Annotated in this window: 10 protein-coding genes and 3 pseudogenes; 4 read left to right on the top strand and 9 right to left on the bottom strand. The window is 68.1% G+C overall.

Annotation, left to right across the window (positions count from 1 at the left end; all coding sequences use genetic code 11):
* Positions 1-1,566 (bottom strand): ABC transporter substrate-binding protein, encoded by a 1,566-nt coding sequence (locus ABGB08_RS49845; RefSeq protein WP_347606032.1) that lies wholly within the window; start codon positions 1,564-1,566, stop codon positions 1-3.
* A 173-nt stretch (positions 1,567-1,739) separates the two neighbouring features.
* Complete coding sequence (locus ABGB08_RS49840; RefSeq protein WP_347606029.1) at positions 1,740-3,356, bottom strand: helix-turn-helix domain-containing protein; 1,617 nt, start codon at positions 3,354-3,356, stop codon at positions 1,740-1,742.
* A gap of 126 nt (positions 3,357-3,482) precedes the next feature.
* On the opposite strand from ABGB08_RS49840, the gene ABGB08_RS49835 reads away from it, so the two are divergent.
* The gene (locus ABGB08_RS49835) at positions 3,483-4,328 is read left to right on the top strand and encodes a M55 family metallopeptidase (RefSeq protein WP_347606026.1); all 846 of its coding nucleotides are present in this window, start codon (positions 3,483-3,485) and stop codon (positions 4,326-4,328) included.
* Here ABGB08_RS49835 and ABGB08_RS49830 read toward each other — a convergent pair.
* Both ABGB08_RS49830 and ABGB08_RS49825 read right to left on the bottom strand, forming a co-directional pair.
* The gene (locus tag ABGB08_RS49830; RefSeq protein ID WP_347606023.1) at positions 4,304-5,491 is read right to left on the bottom strand and encodes a M20 family metallopeptidase; all 1,188 of its coding nucleotides are present in this window, start codon (positions 5,489-5,491) and stop codon (positions 4,304-4,306) included. The genes ABGB08_RS49835 and ABGB08_RS49830 overlap by 25 nt on opposite strands.
* Positions 5,488-6,531: a serine hydrolase domain-containing protein gene (locus ABGB08_RS49825; RefSeq protein WP_347606020.1), complete on the bottom strand. Its 1,044-nt coding sequence runs from the start codon at positions 6,529-6,531 to the stop codon at positions 5,488-5,490. Before ABGB08_RS49825 ends, ABGB08_RS49830 begins: the two co-directional genes overlap by 4 nt.
* On the opposite strand from ABGB08_RS49825, the pseudogene speB reads away from it, so the two are divergent.
* Positions 6,446-7,633 (top strand): annotated as a pseudogene (speB, locus tag ABGB08_RS49820) (agmatinase); the annotation flags it as partial. The gene ABGB08_RS49825 and the pseudogene speB sit on opposite strands and share 86 nt — an antisense overlap.
* On the opposite strand, the gene ABGB08_RS49815 reads toward speB, so the two are convergent.
* From ABGB08_RS49815 to ABGB08_RS49795, 5 genes and pseudogenes are all read right to left on the bottom strand, one after another.
* Positions 7,613-8,896, bottom strand: coding sequence for an SAM-dependent methyltransferase (locus ABGB08_RS49815; RefSeq protein ID WP_347606076.1), 1,284 nt, complete (start codon positions 8,894-8,896; stop codon positions 7,613-7,615). The pseudogene speB and the gene ABGB08_RS49815 overlap by 21 nt on opposite strands.
* Positions 8,888-9,097: pseudogene (locus ABGB08_RS49810) on the bottom strand (FAD-dependent monooxygenase); the annotation flags it as partial. The gene ABGB08_RS49815 and the pseudogene ABGB08_RS49810, both read right to left, overlap by 9 nt.
* Positions 9,098-9,437: 340 nt before the next feature.
* Positions 9,438-9,875 (bottom strand): nucleotide exchange factor GrpE, encoded by a 438-nt coding sequence (gene grpE, locus ABGB08_RS49805; RefSeq protein WP_347606017.1) that lies wholly within the window; start codon positions 9,873-9,875, stop codon positions 9,438-9,440.
* A gap of 188 nt (positions 9,876-10,063) precedes the next feature.
* Positions 10,064-11,934: pseudogene (gene dnaK, locus ABGB08_RS49800) on the bottom strand (molecular chaperone DnaK).
* A 292-nt stretch (positions 11,935-12,226) separates the two neighbouring features.
* Entirely contained in the window at positions 12,227-12,724 is a 498-nt protein-coding gene (locus tag ABGB08_RS49795) for a helix-turn-helix domain-containing protein (protein WP_347606014.1), read from the bottom strand.
* A 74-nt stretch (positions 12,725-12,798) separates the two neighbouring features.
* Here ABGB08_RS49795 and ABGB08_RS49790 point away from each other — a divergent pair, with 74 nt between their 5' ends.
* A complete protein-coding gene (locus tag ABGB08_RS49790) occupies positions 12,799-13,395 on the top strand; it encodes a dihydrofolate reductase family protein (RefSeq protein WP_347606011.1) in 597 nt (198 codons plus the stop codon).
* Entirely contained in the window at positions 13,389-14,198 is an 810-nt protein-coding gene (locus ABGB08_RS49785; protein WP_347606008.1) for an MBL fold metallo-hydrolase, read from the top strand. Before ABGB08_RS49790 ends, ABGB08_RS49785 begins: the two co-directional genes overlap by 7 nt.
* Positions 14,199-14,662: the final 464 nt, after the last annotated feature.

Here is a 14,662-nt window from a genome sequence, read left to right as displayed (position 1 = left end):
TCACTTCAGCATGCGGATCGCGGAACCGGGCAACTGCCCGCCGATCGGCCGGTAGAGCGCCGTCGCGCCATTGAAGAACATCTTGTACGGCGTAATGGATACCGGGATCAGGTCAGCGCTTGTCATCAGGGTCTTTTCCGCCTCGGCCCAGGCCTTGCAGGCCGTGTCACCGGCCAGGCCAGCGGTCGCGGCGACGCGACTGTTGTAGTCCTTGTTGTCGATGGAGGCGAAGTTCGTTCCCGCAGGGGCGGCAGGTCCGGCGAGGTACTGCGGGAAGATGGCCGGTGTGCCCGACTGAAGGTTGAGCCCCAGCGATGCCGTCCAGCCCGACGGATCTTTGGCCGCGAAGGTCCGGCTGATGATGTAGTTCTCGTCACCACCGTCGAGTTTCACGGCGGCGCCGGCAGTCTCCCACTGCTTCGCGACGTATTCCGCAGCGGCGCTGCCCGTGTCCGTGGTGTTGTCATACACAAGTGTGATGTTGATCGGCGTGCCCACCGCGCGCAGCGCCTGACCAGCAGCCGCTGGGTCGGAGGAAGGCAGGTTGCCCTCGACGGCGTCGTAGGTGCACAGGCTCGGGCTTCCGGAGAGCAGCGAGGTCGCTCGTTCGCCCTTGCCGCCGGTCAGGATCTTCGTGAGGGTGTCGAGGTCGATCGCCTGAGTCAGCGCGCGTCGTACGTTGACATCAGCAGTCGGGAGACCTTGATAGTGGTTGTAGATGATCATCCCGGACATGGCCGGCGATGGCATCGACTTGAGATCGGTGAGGCGTTCCTCGTCCTTGCCGCTCACCAAGGCTGCGTTGAGTTCCCCGGACAGCAGCAGGTTCGCTCTGGTCGACGGGCTCGGCACGATCTTGATCGTCACGATCTTCGGCATCCCCGGCGTGTCCGAGGTGCTGTTCTTGGGGCCCCACGTGTAGCCCGATCTGCGGGTCAGTGTGATCGAATCTCCGGCCACGACGCGATCGATGACGAACGGGCCGGTGCCGGCGCTCCCCGCGGAGAGGCTCTTGGGGTCCTTCAGACCGCGCTCGCACACCATCTGCTGCGCGCCGATGTCGTACAGCATGAAGGGCCTCGGCTTGGCGGTGGTGACGGTGAGAACGTTGCCCTTCGCGCTCGCCTTGGCATCCGCCGGCACGACGGATTCCAGGCGAGGCGACTTGTTGGCGGGGTCGACGATCCAGTTGAGGCTGTCAGCGGCAGTCTGCGCGGTGAACGGCGTACCGTCGGCGCAGGTGATGCCGTCGCGCAGGGTGTAGGTGACCTTGGTCGGACTTTCGGTCCAGCTCTCTGCCAGGAACGGCGCGGGCTTGGCTGTCTCAGGGTCGGGGAAGATCAGCGTGTCGTAGGAGTACATTCCGACGATCTGCGCGTTGACGAGGTTGGTGACGAGCGGATTCAGGTCGCCTGGGTCGGAGTCGATCGCGAACGCGAACGTGCCGTCCGTCGCGAAGCCCGCCTGGCCCCCGTCCGATCCCGATCCCGACCCCGAGCCGCCGCAAGCCGCTAGAGCCGGCAGAGCAATGAGGAGAGCTGCGAAAGCAGCGGCGCGTTGATTCATGGCAGGCCCGCCTTAAGGTCCGAGTCGGGGTGTTACGTCGAACACCAAGAGTCACCCGCCCAGTCGGAGAGGCGCATCGTGCGTCCGTCTGATCTGCGTGCGCAGATCTTGGACGATCGACCAACCCGGGACCAGCTGAGGCGATCCCGGTGGCTACTCGGTCTACCGCGTTCTTATCGGGGTGGCCGCGGCGATCGCCGACCGGCGCCGAGGCGGAGTTGCAGCATCAGAGCGAATCGTTCATCGGGGTTGGTCAGATCCACACCTCCGATCTTCTCGATCCGGCCGAGCCGGTATCGGAACGTGTTCTTGTGCACGTGGACGGCGCGTGCCGCGGCGACGACGTCCCCGAAGTGCTCGAGCCAGCTCTGGAGTGTCGACACCAACTGGGTGTCGTGTTTGGCGTCGTAATCCTCCAGGTCGCCGAGCGGGCCGGTTAGTTCGATGCGGTCGGCTGCCATCAGGTCGCTGAGGCGGAGCAGGAGGAACTCGATCTCCACATCCGCCAGTGACGCGACACCTCTACCCTCGCGCGGATTGGATCTCAGCACCCGCATCGCGGCATCGGCATCGCGTCGTGATGAGCCGAGTTCGCTGACATCCTCGACGATGCCACCGAGTCCAGCGCAGAACTCGGTGGTGGTGTCCAAACGAGCGATGAACTCGCCGGCCAGGTCCTTCATGGCGGCCAGCGCTGGGGCGGCCGCGGCACGCAGGGGGACGACGGCGTAGACCGCGCCACCGAGTTGGGCGGCGATGGCACGCGGATATGTAGGCCTGAGGTGCGTTCGAAGTGTGGCGGCCGTTCGCTGGATGTCGGCCGCCGTGCGGACCTCGTCGTCAGATTGCAGCGGGCCCAGGACCAGGACGCATGCCGGCGACGAACCGAAGGCCAGCTGCTGAGCGGCTTCGCGCGCGCCGGTCCCTCCCTCAAGGAGCATGGACAGTAGGGCCACTCCGAGTCGTTGGGAGGCATCGGCGCTGACGCGAGCACGCAGCATCTCGAGCGCGATCACTCGTGCCGCCTCGATCATGGCGGCTTCCCGCTCGGGGGTGAGCGGCCCTGCCACGGCGGCCCAGATGGAGCCGAGAATCTCGTTGCCTGCTAGGACCCGCATCGCCACCCGGGGACGGGTGCCGGGGGCAGGGTTCTGCATGAACACCGGTCGCTCCGAAGCGTACAAGCGGCGGAACATGCCTTGCTCTCTTTGGTATTCGCTGTAGATCTCCGGCACCTGGAGACCAAGGATCGTCAGGCGGCGCGGCTCGTCGGCTCCAGCCTGGTCAGCCGAGAAGGCGACCACCCGCGACGACAGATCCTCGATGGTGACCGGGGCATCGATGAGAGCCGACAGCGAGTTCGCCAAGGCGAACAAGTCTCGGTCCGCATCGCCACCGACAGCAGGCTCCCCATCGGCGCCGAGATGCAGAGCGCCGCTCAGTAACGTCGCCACGTGGATCCACGATGCGCCCTGCACCAGACCGAAGATGGACACGTTGCCGCGCTCCGCCTCGCGCGCGACCACCTCATCGACGGTCAGCGGCTCCCGGACCACGAGGGCCGTGGCCCCGGCTTCGCCCAGCGCTCTGACCAGGGTGACCAAGCTGTCGCCGGCTGGCACGCCGACGCCCAGCACCACTGCGTCTGGTGGGACGTCGGGTTGGTCCAGAGGGTCGTGAAGGACGACGGTCGTCACGGCACGAGCCGGCTGACGTGGCCCCGCCTTGATGGTCAGCAACGTCGAGCCGAGCCGCTCGACCAGCCGCCCCAGGTCTGCTGGACTACCCATACCGCCACCCATTGTGTAATCGTACATCTATGCTCGTTTCGATTTGGACGATCGACCCAGTATTGCTGCGAAAGCCTTGACGACAATGGGAGTGACGCGCGGCACCGACGAAGGAGAAGCTCAGCGATGAAGGCGTACATCTCCGTCGACATGGAGGGCATCGCCGGCATCGGGACCCTCGACCAGATCGTGCGCGGCGGGTTCGGCTACCCCCGAGCCCAGGAGCTCATGACCGAGGAAGCCAATGCCGCGATCGCGGGCGCCTTCGACGGCGGAGCGACGAGCGTGCTCGTGAACGACTCCCACGGGACGATGGACAATCTGATCCACGAGCGCCTCGACCCAAGGGCACGGCTGGTCTTCGGGAAACCCAAGGCCCAGTGCATGGCCGAGGGCCTGACCGAGGACTGCGCCGTGGCGCTCTTCGTGGGCTACCACGCGCCGGCCGGCACGCCCGGGCTCTTGGCGCACACCTTCTCCGCCTACTTCGGTGAGGTCAGAGTCAACGGATCACCGGTGTCGGAGGCCGAGGTCAATGCCCTGTACGCGGCATCGCTCGGTGTCCCGGTGGGCCTGGTCACCGGGGATGACGTCATCGGCGCGATCGCGACCGAGATCTTCCCCGAGGCCACGATCGTGACCGTGAAGAAGACACACGGATTCTCGGCCACGGACTCCGTCGCGCCGAGCGTGGCGAGGAACCTGGTGCGGGAAGGGGCCGCCGATGCCGTGGCCCGCGCGTCGGCACTGAGCTGTCCGCCGCCGCCCCCGTCGTTCGAGGTCGAGGTCGACCTGCCCTCGCCGGTGGCCGCCGAGCTCGCCGCCTGCATCCCCGGCTGCGCCCGGACGGCCGACCGGACGGTGTCGACAGTCCTCACGGCGTCGGCAGATCTCCTCGGATTCATCACAGTCCTGTACGAACTCGCGGCGAGCAGCGAGCGCGCGCGTCAGGTGATCTCCGCCCGCCGTTGAGGCCCGGCGCTCCTACCTGTGAGTTCCTCGATGAGGGTGGTGAGCAGTCGCGTACGCGGGAGGATCCACGCGATCTCCGCGTGCTCGTCGCGGGCGTGGGCGCCGCCGCCGACGGCACCGAGCCCGTCCAGGGTGGGTACTCCCATACCCGCGGTGAAGTTCCCGTCCGATGCGCCGCCGACCGTCATCTCCTCCAGCGGAGGATGGCCGAGGCGGCGTGCGATTCGTTGTGCCTGGCTGAACAGCGCCGCCGCCGCGCTCCGTTCCATGGGCGGCCGGTTGATTCCGCCCCGCACCCGGATCTCCGCCGGGACGAGAACCGGCGTGACCTCGCGGATCGCCCGGTCCACGCGGTGCTGCTCCTCGGCGGTGCCGGCCCGGACGTCGACAGCCACAGTGGCCGTCGCGGGCACGGTGTTGGGCGTCGTGCCCGCGCTCATCACCGTCGGGGTGACGGTCGTACCGGCCGCCGGGTCAGCGAGCTGGGCGATCGGCAGCACCACCTCGGCGATCGCGATGGTCGCGTTCACGCCCTTCTCCGGATCGAGACCGCTGTGCGCGGCACGACCGAGCACTTCGATCCGGTAGAGGGACACGCCTTTGCGCCCCGTCTTAAGTGCGCCGCCCGGGCCGGCCGCCTCCAGCACGAGGGCTGCCCGGCAGCGGCCTGCTTCCTGCTCGATCAGTGCCCGTGATGTCGTGGACCCCAGCTCCTCATCGCCCGTGATGAGAAGGGTCACCTGGTCGAGGACGCCGGTGCCGCGGCATCGCCGCAGCCACGCGAGAGCGTGGATCGCCTGGACGAGGCCGAGTTTCATGTCGAAGCAGCCCGGGCCACTGACGACGCCGGCAGTTTCGGTGTAGGGCAGCTCGTCCAACGTGCCGAGCGGCCAGACGGTGTCGTGGTGCCCGAGGAGCATGACCTTCGGATCGGCCCCGCGCAGCAGGACATGGTCGACTCCGTCGACGCACAGGATCTCTGGCCGACGCCCCAAGCGCTCATGAACCAAGTCCGCGACCACCCGCGCGGAGCGGCCGACCGCGTCCAGGTCCGTCGACGGCGACTCGGTACGAACGAGTCTGCTCAGATCCTCGAGGAGGAGCGACAGGTTCCCGGACACCTCCGGCCCGGTGGAATCCTCGGGTGTCGGCTTTTTCCTCATGAGCCGGCAGCGTTCGCGAGCCGGGTGCGCAGGAACGCGGCGAGCAGGTCCGCGGAGTGGTCGTCGAGGTTGGTGAGGACGACGACGGTCATCGCGGTCGCCGGATCGTGGCCGGCGAACGATTGGAATCCGGGCAGTTCGCCGTTGTGGCCCCACATGCCGTCGAAGTTCGCGATGCCGAGGCCGTAGGTGATGGTGCTGTCGGGCACCGGGTGGGTGCGCATGCGTTCACGCCGGGTCTGCTCCTGGAGGAGGTCGCCGCGCACCGATGCCTCGATGAGCAGTCTCAAGTCGCCCACGGTGGACACCGCGTTACCGGCGGTCCACGCCCAGGACGGGTTGACGCGCGTCGCGTCGACGAGTTCGCCGTCCCGGCGGTGGTACCCACGCAGCCGAGGATCCGGCAGGGCGGCGGCGTCGTGCGTCAGCGGCGGGAGCTCGGTCTCCCGCATGCCGAGGGGGTCGAAGACCAGCCGGCGCGCGACGTCCTCGACTCGTGCGCCGGTTACGTGCTCGATGAGCATTCCCAGCATGATGTAGCCGGCGTTGCAGTACGCCCAGGAGGTGCCGGGCTCGAACTGCTGCGGGTTCCGCAGGGCGACTTTGAGCAGCTCGGAGGGAGTCCAGAGCCGGTCGGGCTCGAGGAGCAGACCGGCGACGAACTCCTCCGAGGTGTAGTCGGGCAGGCCCGAGGTCATGTCGAGGAGACGGCGAACGGTGACTCCTCGCGGGATCTGCGGCTCTGCCAGATGGGCCTGTATCTCATCGTCCAAGGAGAGGTCTCCGGCTTCCGCCAGGCGTAGGACGATCAGCGCCACGATGGTCTTCGTGAGGCTCCCGATCCTCATGCGGCTGTCGGCGGTGAGCCGCACCCCGGTGGCCAGATCGCAGACGCCGAGCGCACGGGTCCAACTGCCGTACGACGGACCGCTCACGTGGACGACGGCACCCGGGATGCCCAATCGCCGGCGCTCTCCGTCCAAGGCGCCGAGCAGGTCTGGAGTCGAGGACGCATACGCATCCGATGCATTCTCAGGCAAGCGGAATCCTCACTCGTGGGTGTCATGCCGACCTTCGCATGATTGTCCTCACCAGGTATCGGCGCATTGTGCCGAAGGCCGGAAGCGGCGCGAATCCCTCGTGCGATCGACCGAATGCCCGGGAGAGAGCTCTGACTACTGTGAGGCCCAGAAGACGGGGGCCGGTCACCTTGGGAGGAGAATCGCGTTGTCGAGCGTTGAGAAGGACGAGCTCGCGGAGTCCGGCGACACAGGGATCGTCGGACCGCCCGATTCCATCAGGCAGCTCCCGCGTTTCGCGGGGCCATCCACGTTCGCCCGCCTGCCGCGGCTCGACGAGGTCTCCCGGGCCGACGTCGCGATCTTCGGCGTGCCGTTCGATGCCGGTACCACCTACCGGCCAGGCGCACGATTCGGCCCGGAGGCCATTCGCGCCGGCTCCAAACTCCTGAGGCCCTACCACCTCGGGCTCGAGATCGAGCCGTGGTCGAGGTTGCAGATCGCCGACGCCGGTGACGTCGGCGTGACTCCCTTCGACATCGCCGAGGCGGTGAGTCAGATCGAGTCGGCCGCTCAGCGGCTCTATCGAAGTGCTGACCGGATCATCACTCTGGGCGGCGACCACACCGTCGCCCTCCCGATGCTGCGAGCCGCCCATCGGCACCACGGCCCCGTGGCACTCATCCACTTCGACGCCCATCTCGACACCTGGGACAACGTGTTCGGTGCGCGGCTCACTCACGGCACTCCGTTCCGCCGGGCCACCGAGGAGCGACTGCTGGCGGTGAACCACTGCGCCCATGTGGGCATTCGCCACACAACCCCGGCCGCCAAGGATCTGGAGGACGACAGGGAGCTGGGATTCGCGACGATCTCCACACTCGACGTCGCGCGGCGCGGCATCGAGCACGCCGCCGACCGGCTCCGGGAGAGAGTGGCTGATCGGCCGGTCTACATCAGCATCGACATCGACGTGCTCGATCCCGCCCATGCGCCCGCGACCGGCACCCCTGAGCCCGGCGGGCTGAGCACCCGGGAGCTTCAGCTGCTGCTGTACTCCCTCGCGGACCTCGACATCGTCGGTGCGGATGTCGTCGAGGTCTCACCCGCCTACGACCACGCTCAGATCACCGCGCTGGCCGCCGCCGGCCTCACGTTCGACCTCCTGGCCATGGTTGCCCGGGAAGGTAGTCATCGGAACGGCCCCAGTCCGGGCCGCGATCTCGATGGCGGGCACGCCGTTTGTCAGCGAGGTCATGGGAGGCGTGCCGTCGCCAGCCAGCCGCGCCCGCTGTCGGGCGCGGGCGGGGTCGAACGCGGGTGGGATCGGGCGTTCGCAGGCGGCTGCGGCCTCGGCGATGTCCGTCACGGAGGGCTGCCAGCCGAGGTTGGAGAGCCAGGTGTCCAGGTTCTCGGCGGGGCCGCCTCGCCATAGTCCGACGAGTTCGGCGGAGATGTCGGCGCGGGCGGTGCGGAGCAGCTTGGAGTCCTCCGCGTGGTCCAGGGCGAGCACGCTTCCCGGTGCGGAGACGGCGGTGATCCGGTCGAGGAGCAGGTCGGCGGCTTCGGGCGGCAGCGCGTACAGGATGCCCTCCGCCAGCCAGGCCGCCGGCCGCCGCGGGCTGAAGCCTGACTCCGTCAGCGCGCGCGGCCAGTCCTGGCGCAGGTCGGTGGCGACCTCGACGCGATGGCACGCGGGGGTCGCGCCGCGGCCGTCGAGCACGGCCGCCTTGAAGGCGAGTACGTCGGCGAAGTCCAGCTCGAAGACCGTGGTGCCGGGTGGCCAGGCGCGGAAGTAGTCGTTCACTGGTTCGAGGTCGACGCTGTCGCCGCGGAAGCCGACGTATTTGTCCGGGTGGATCAGATACAGGCTGGGGCGGCGCACGCCGTAGCGGTTGTGCGCCTCGCTGCGCAGGTCGGCGAAGATGCCGTCCGCGGGGTCGTGAGGCAGGTGGCCGCGGGTGACGACGTGGACCTCGCCGTGCCCGGTCATCGCCTCGCGTGCGGAGGTCTGCCAGGCGGTCAGGGTGGCGGAGTCGGTGGTGTCCGCGGCGAACAGCAAGAGGTGGTGATCCGGCGGGCGGAGGAGGTGGCGGAGTGCCACCGGTCCTTCGCGGTTCTCGAGGTAGGCGTCCCGCACCAGTTCTCCGGCTTCGGGTCCGGTACGGGCGACGTCACTCCACGCCCTGGCCGGCGATTCGTGCCAGCGTTCGAAGACGAGGTCGCTGCCGCGGTAGTGGACCAGATGCTCGCCGAAGGCGTTCGACAGTCGCTGTTGTACGGGGTTGAGCCTGCCGAGCAGGCACAGCGCGTGCCGCCTGGCTCTGCGGGCGACCAGGGAGGTGCCGGTGGCGACCTTCGTGGTGGTCGAGGTGGCGTCGACCACGGCCTTGACCACGGGCCATCGTTCGGCCTGGTAGCTGTCCAGGAGGGATTCCCCGGCGCGGCCGGTGACGACGAGCGCGAGTTTCCAGCCCAGGTTGTAGGCGTCCTGCATGCCGGTGTTCATGCCCTGGCCGCCCACCGGGCTGTGGCTGTGCGCGGCGTCGCCGGCCAGGAGGACGCGGCCGTGGCGAAGGCGGTCGGCCAGGCTCGCGGGCCACGAACGACGAGCTCCACTGCAGGTCGCGTGCGCGGGAGTCCAGGGGCGTGCGCTCGGCGACGTAGGCGGTGAAGTGGTCCAGCCCGGGGTTGTCCGGCGGGTTGTCGTCCGGGGTGCGCCAGTAGCCCCCGATCATGGGGAAGACGGCCACCAGGCCGGAGGCGTCGAAGTAGACGTGGAAGCGGTCTCGCGCCAGCGGCCAGTCCGCGGCGACGTCGCCCAGGATGAAGCCCCGTTTCAGGTCGGCTCTCTGCCGGCATCCGAACGGAAGGTCATGGTCAGCCGTTGGACTCTGGTCCGCTTAACAGGACTTTTCGGGTGCTCGTCATGCCGGGCCTCTGCCCTGTGGGGGTGGCCTGGTGACCGTGACCCGAGCCGGTCGCAGGAGGTGATCGCCGGCGCGATAGCCGCGCAGCAGGATTTCGCTGCAGGTGGCGCGGCCGGGCTGAGCGCAGGGTACGTACGAGACCGCCTCGTGGCACGTCGGGTCGAAGGCCTCGCCCGGCATGCCGAAGGCCTCCAGGCCGAGGGCCGCGAGTTCCGCTTCCAGCGTCTCAGCGACCAGTTGGAAGCCGCCGTAGACGTCGCCGAGCTCGCGGGCCCGGGTGATGGCGTCGAGAACGGGCAACAAGCCCCGCAGCACGTCCGCCACGGCGATGTCGTGCACAACCGCCTGGTCGCGCTGGATTCGCTTGCGGTAGTTGTCGTACTCCGCCTTGACGCGCTGCAGATCCGCGGTGCGTTCAGCGAGCTCCGCCCGCACTCTGGCCGTCCGTGACCATGATCGTGGCCGTCCGGCCGCCCTACCTGACTTGGCGCGCCGCGGTGACGCCAGCGCGTCGCGAGCCGGCGACGGCGTGGCGGCGTGCTCGGTCCTGTCGCCTGAGCTCGGGGCAGGCATCGGTAGGGCGGCGGCCGGCCGCCCTTGCCGTGCGGAATCGGATCGCCGGCTCATCGCTCGCCCTCCTGGCGCTTGTCCTCATCGACGATCTCCGCGTCCACGACCTCCTCCTCGCCGGCGCCTCGCTGTTCACCCGCACCGGCAGCCTCTGCACCCGTAGCGGTGCCCTGCGCCTGTGCGTAGATCGCCTGGCCCACCTTCTGGGCAGCGGTCGAAAGCTTCTCGCTCGCCTGCCTGATGGCGCCTATATCCTCGCGCTTCAACTTGTCCTTCAGATCGGCGAGCGCGGACTCGACCTCGGGATGTGACGTCCGCCGGCACCTTGTCCGGGTTGTCGCGCAGCAGCCTGTCCGTGGAGTAGACGAGCGACTCGGCGTTGTTGCGGGTCTCGGTGGCCTCGCGCCTGCGGCGGTCTTCCTCGGCGTGCTGCTGCGCCTCGCGCACTATCCGCTCGATGTCCTGCTTCGGCAGGGCCGACCCGCCGGTGATCACGATCGACTGCTCACGGCCGGTGCCGAGATCCTTCGCGGAGACGTTCATGATGCCGTTGGCGTCGATGTCGAAGCTGACCTCGATCTGCGGGATCCCGCGCGGCGCGGGCGGCAGGCCGGTCAGCTCGAACATGCCGAGCTTCTTGTTGTAGGCGGCGATCTCGCGTTCGCCCTGGTAGACCCGGATGGTCACGGACGGCTGGTTGTCGTCGGCCGTGGTGAACACCTCCGAGCGCTTGGTCGGGATCGTGGTGTTGCGCTCGATGAGCCGGGTCATGATGCCGCCCTTGGTTTCGATGCCGAGCGACAGCGGGGTGACGTCCAGCAGCAGGACGTCCTTGACCTCGCTCTTGAGCACCCCCGCCTGTAGCGCGGCGCCGATCGCCACCACCTCGTCCGGGTTGACTCCCTTGTGCGGCTCCTTGCCGTCGGTCAGCTCACGTACCAGGTCGACCACGGCGGGCATGCGCGTCGCGCCGCCGACCAGGATGACGTGGTCGATGTCGGCGGCCTGCAGGTGCGCGTCGTTGATCGCCTGACCGAAGGGCCCTTTGCAACGTTCCAGCAGGTCCTGGGTGAGCCGTTGGAACTGCCCGCGGGTCAGCTTCTCGTCCATGTGCAGCGGGCCCTCGGCCGAAGCGGTGATGTACGAGAGGTTGACGTTCGTCTCCGAGACAGACGACAACTCGATCTTGGCGCGCTCGGCCGCCTCACGCATCCGCTGCATCGCCATCTTGTCCCTGGGACAGATCGATCCCGTAGCCGTTCTTGAACTGCGTGACCAAGTGGTCGACGACCCGTTGGTCCCAGTCGTCGCCGCCCAGGTGGGTGTCTCCGGAGGTCGCCTTCACCTCGACCACGCCCTCGCCGACGGACAGCAGCGACACATCGAACGTCCCGCCGCCCAGGTCGAAGACCAGGATGGTCTGGTCGTTCTCCTTGTCCAGTCCGTAGGCCAGCGCCGCCGCGGTCGGCTCGTTGATGATCCGCAGCACCTTCAGGCCGGCGATCTCCCCCGCCTCCTTGGTCGCGGTGCGCTGCGCGTCGTCGAAGTAGGCCGGCACCGTGATGACGGCCTCGGTGACACCCTCGCCGAGGTATGCCTCGGCGTCCCGCTTCAGCTTCTGCAGCACGCGGGCGGAGATCTCCTGTGCCGTGTACCGCTTGCCGTCCACGCTGCCCGCCTCAGGGAAGCGCCACGTCGCATCCCCCACGTGGCGTTTCACCGAGCGCGCGGTGCGCTCCACGTTGGTCACCGCCTGCCGCTTGGCGATCTCACCGACCAGCACCTCACCGCTCTTGGCGAACGCGACCACCGAAGGGGTCGTCCGCGAGCCCCCGGTGTTGGTGACAACGGTCGGCTCACCGCCTTCCAGCACGCACACGACCGAGTTCGTCGTGCCCAGGTCGATACCGACGGGTCGGGTCATCACCGGCCTCCTTCCTTGCGGCCCTCCTCCTCATGGCACCAGCTCCGCCTTGCGCGGTTCACCGCCACCACAGGCGCGCCGTGGGCCAGCCGTGCGCCACCGCGTCTTGGCACCACCTCGTCAGCAACCAGGGGATCCGGCAAGATCCGAGTTCAAAACGGCTCCGGGGCGTTGCGGAGTCATCCGACGTCGGGCATGCAGTGCGTCTGTCCCATGGCGGCGACGTCTTGTGCGCGGTGACGGCACGCTACCGGAGCCCAAGAAGGTAAGGGCGGGGGACGTTCCGTCACCGTTAATCGACGTGTTCTTGCTCGGCGGCCGCGGCGTAGGCGGCGTCGAGGCGCTCGAACGGGCCTGGACCGTCGTGCGGCTTCGGCGGGGCGCCGAGGTGGCGGACGCGAAGCTCGTCCATGAACTCCTCGATGAACGCCGGACCCTCATCGCGCATGAGCTGCTGCCGGCTCCGGAGCTCGTCGCTGCCCGGGCGCCAGTCGAGGCCCCAGTTGCCGAGGGCGTAGATGATCGGAAGAGTCTGGATACCAGCTTCAGTGAGGCTGTAGCGAGCGCGCTGCCCCCGCGCGGCGGTGCCGCGGGTGAGGATCCCCGCGTCGAGGAGCCGCACGAGGCGGTCGGCGAGGATGTTCGAAGCGATGCCCTCGATCGACCCGGTGAGCAGCGCCCGAAAGTAGCGGCGGTCGCCGAAGATGACGTCGCGAAGCACGAGCAACGACCAGCGATCTCCGAGCACCTCGACGGCGGCGTTGATCGGACACCCGGACCGTGGTTCCACGATTCCTCCTTGACAGGTATTTCGTCCTACCTATAGTAGTTGCAGAATGCAATCACTCTTGGGAAGAGGAGCTGATGGGCCGCTTCGTCTATTCGATGCAGGTGTCCCTCGACCTGCGGATCGAGCAAGTTCCTGGGGACAACGGTGCTGGTGAGTGGCTGCGCATCGACGAGGAACTGCACCGCGAGTGCAACGCGCTGACGCAGGCGCTCGCGCTCATGGTCCAGGGCCGGGTCTACTACGAGGTCATGGAGGAGTACTGGCCACGGGCGCCCGAGGACGCGTCACTGCCGGACTTCATGCGTGAATACGGCGAGATCTGGACAGCCAAGCCCAAGGTGCTTGTCTCCCGCACCCGCCGCAGCGCCGATCACAACACCCGGATCATCGGCGGAGACGACGCGATCGAGCAACTCGCCGCCCTGCGGGCCGGGACCGACGGCAGCATCAGTGTGGGCGGCGCGGCGCTCGCGACGCAACTGCTCCGGGCGGGGCTTCTCGACGAGCTGATGCTCTTCACCCACCCGGCAATCCTCGGCTTCGGCAGGCCGCTGTTCGACGACTACGACGTGCCGATCGATCTCGACCTGCTCGAGCAGCGATCGTTCGAGCAGGGCGTCACGATGCATCACTACGCCATCCGGGATGTAAAGGAGGCGAGCTCGTGCTGAGGCAGGTCGCGGAGGGCGTGCTGGTCCACGAGAGCGAGTTCGTGCAGAGCAACGCCGTTGTGGTGCAGGGCCGGGCCGGTGTGTTGCTCATCGACCCCGGGGTGACCGGCTCCGAGATCGACTGCCTCGCGAACGACCTTCACGAGTTGGGTCAGCCCGTTGTGGCAGGGTTTTCTACGCATCCGGATTGGGATCACCTGCTCTGGCACGCCCGGCTCGGCGAGGTGCCCCGCTACGGCACGGCGCGCTGCGCGGCCGCTGTCCGAGATCAGCTGTCGGACGCAGGTGCGAAGGCTCGCATCGCCGACCACCTGCTCGAGACGGAAATCGCCGGGCAGGTACCGCTGGACCTACTCGGCCTCATTACCGGCCTGCCCGCCGAAACTGCGCAGATTCCTTGGGATGGCCCCGGGGTCCGGATCATCGAGCATCAAGCGCATGCACCGGGCCATGCGGCGCTGTTGATCGAGGAACGCGGGGTTCTCGTGGCCGGCGACATGCTTTCTGATGTCTTGATTCCGATGCTCGACCTGGACGGCACCGCTGACCCGATCGAGGACTACCTCGCAGCGCTGCGGCTGCTGGAGGGCGTGGCGGGCGACGTCGATGTCGTCGTCCCGGGCCACGGTTCCGTCGGCGGATCCGACCAGGTACAGGCACGGATCGACCAGGATCGGGCGTACGTACTCGCGTTGCGGAACGGCCAAGTCCCCGCCGACCCACGGGTCGGCCCATCGGCCAAGCCTGGCTGGGAGTGGGTGAGCGACGTGCACGAAGGGCAACTCCAGCGCCTCGCCCAATGAAGCGAGCGCGACAGGGCGCCCCGCCAGCGATCGGTGTGCGACACAGCCAGTACGCGCGGGTCGCCGGTCGGGATCTGGGGCAGCGGTACGACGTTCTCCAGGGTGGTCGGGCTGGTCAGCGGGGGGTTGCCCGCTGCGGCGGCGAGCTGGGCGTCTGCGAGGGTCTTTGTGGACGACGCCGACGGAGACCTTCACTCCGGCGGCGACCTCACCCACGCCACCGCCGAACTCCACACCCGCTACGGCCCAACCTCAGTCACCTGGACCAGAACCGAAAGCACCCTGACCGTCACCACCACAATCCCCCCAGGCGCAATCGCCGAAATAGACCTCCCCGGTACTACATCCGTAGATCGTTTTGCTGTTTGACCTCCGCATCGTCGTCGAAGGCGGGATGGTCTGCGGGTGTCCTTACCCTTCTCCTACGATCTGGTCGTGTCCTGGGATGCAGAACTCGCCGCGCT

Origin of the sequence: Acrocarpospora sp. B8E8 (genome assembly GCF_039871605.1) — a bacterium.
In the GTDB taxonomy this organism is placed as follows: Bacteria; Actinomycetota; Actinomycetes; order Streptosporangiales; family Streptosporangiaceae; genus Acrocarpospora; species Acrocarpospora macrocephala.
The sequence above is the reverse complement of the archived record's forward strand: the minus strand, read 5'-3'. Positions and strand labels throughout refer to the sequence as shown.

Bases quoted from the DNA above. Each gene is read 5' to 3' on its own strand.
- ABGB08_RS49845 (WP_347606032.1), bottom strand. From the start codon at position 1,566: ATGAATCAACGCGCCGCTGCTTTCGCAGCTCTCCTCATTGCTCTGCCG.
- ABGB08_RS49840 (WP_347606029.1), bottom strand. From the start codon at position 3,356: ATGGGTAGTCCAGCAGACCTGGGGCGGCTGGTCGAGCGGCTCGGCTCG.
- ABGB08_RS49835 (WP_347606026.1), top strand. From the start codon at position 3,483: ATGAAGGCGTACATCTCCGTCGACATGGAGGGCATCGCCGGCATCGGG.
- ABGB08_RS49830 (WP_347606023.1), bottom strand. From the start codon at position 5,491: ATGAGGAAAAAGCCGACACCCGAGGATTCCACCGGGCCGGAGGTGTCC.
- ABGB08_RS49790 (WP_347606011.1), top strand. From the start codon at position 12,799: ATGGGCCGCTTCGTCTATTCGATGCAGGTGTCCCTCGACCTGCGGATC.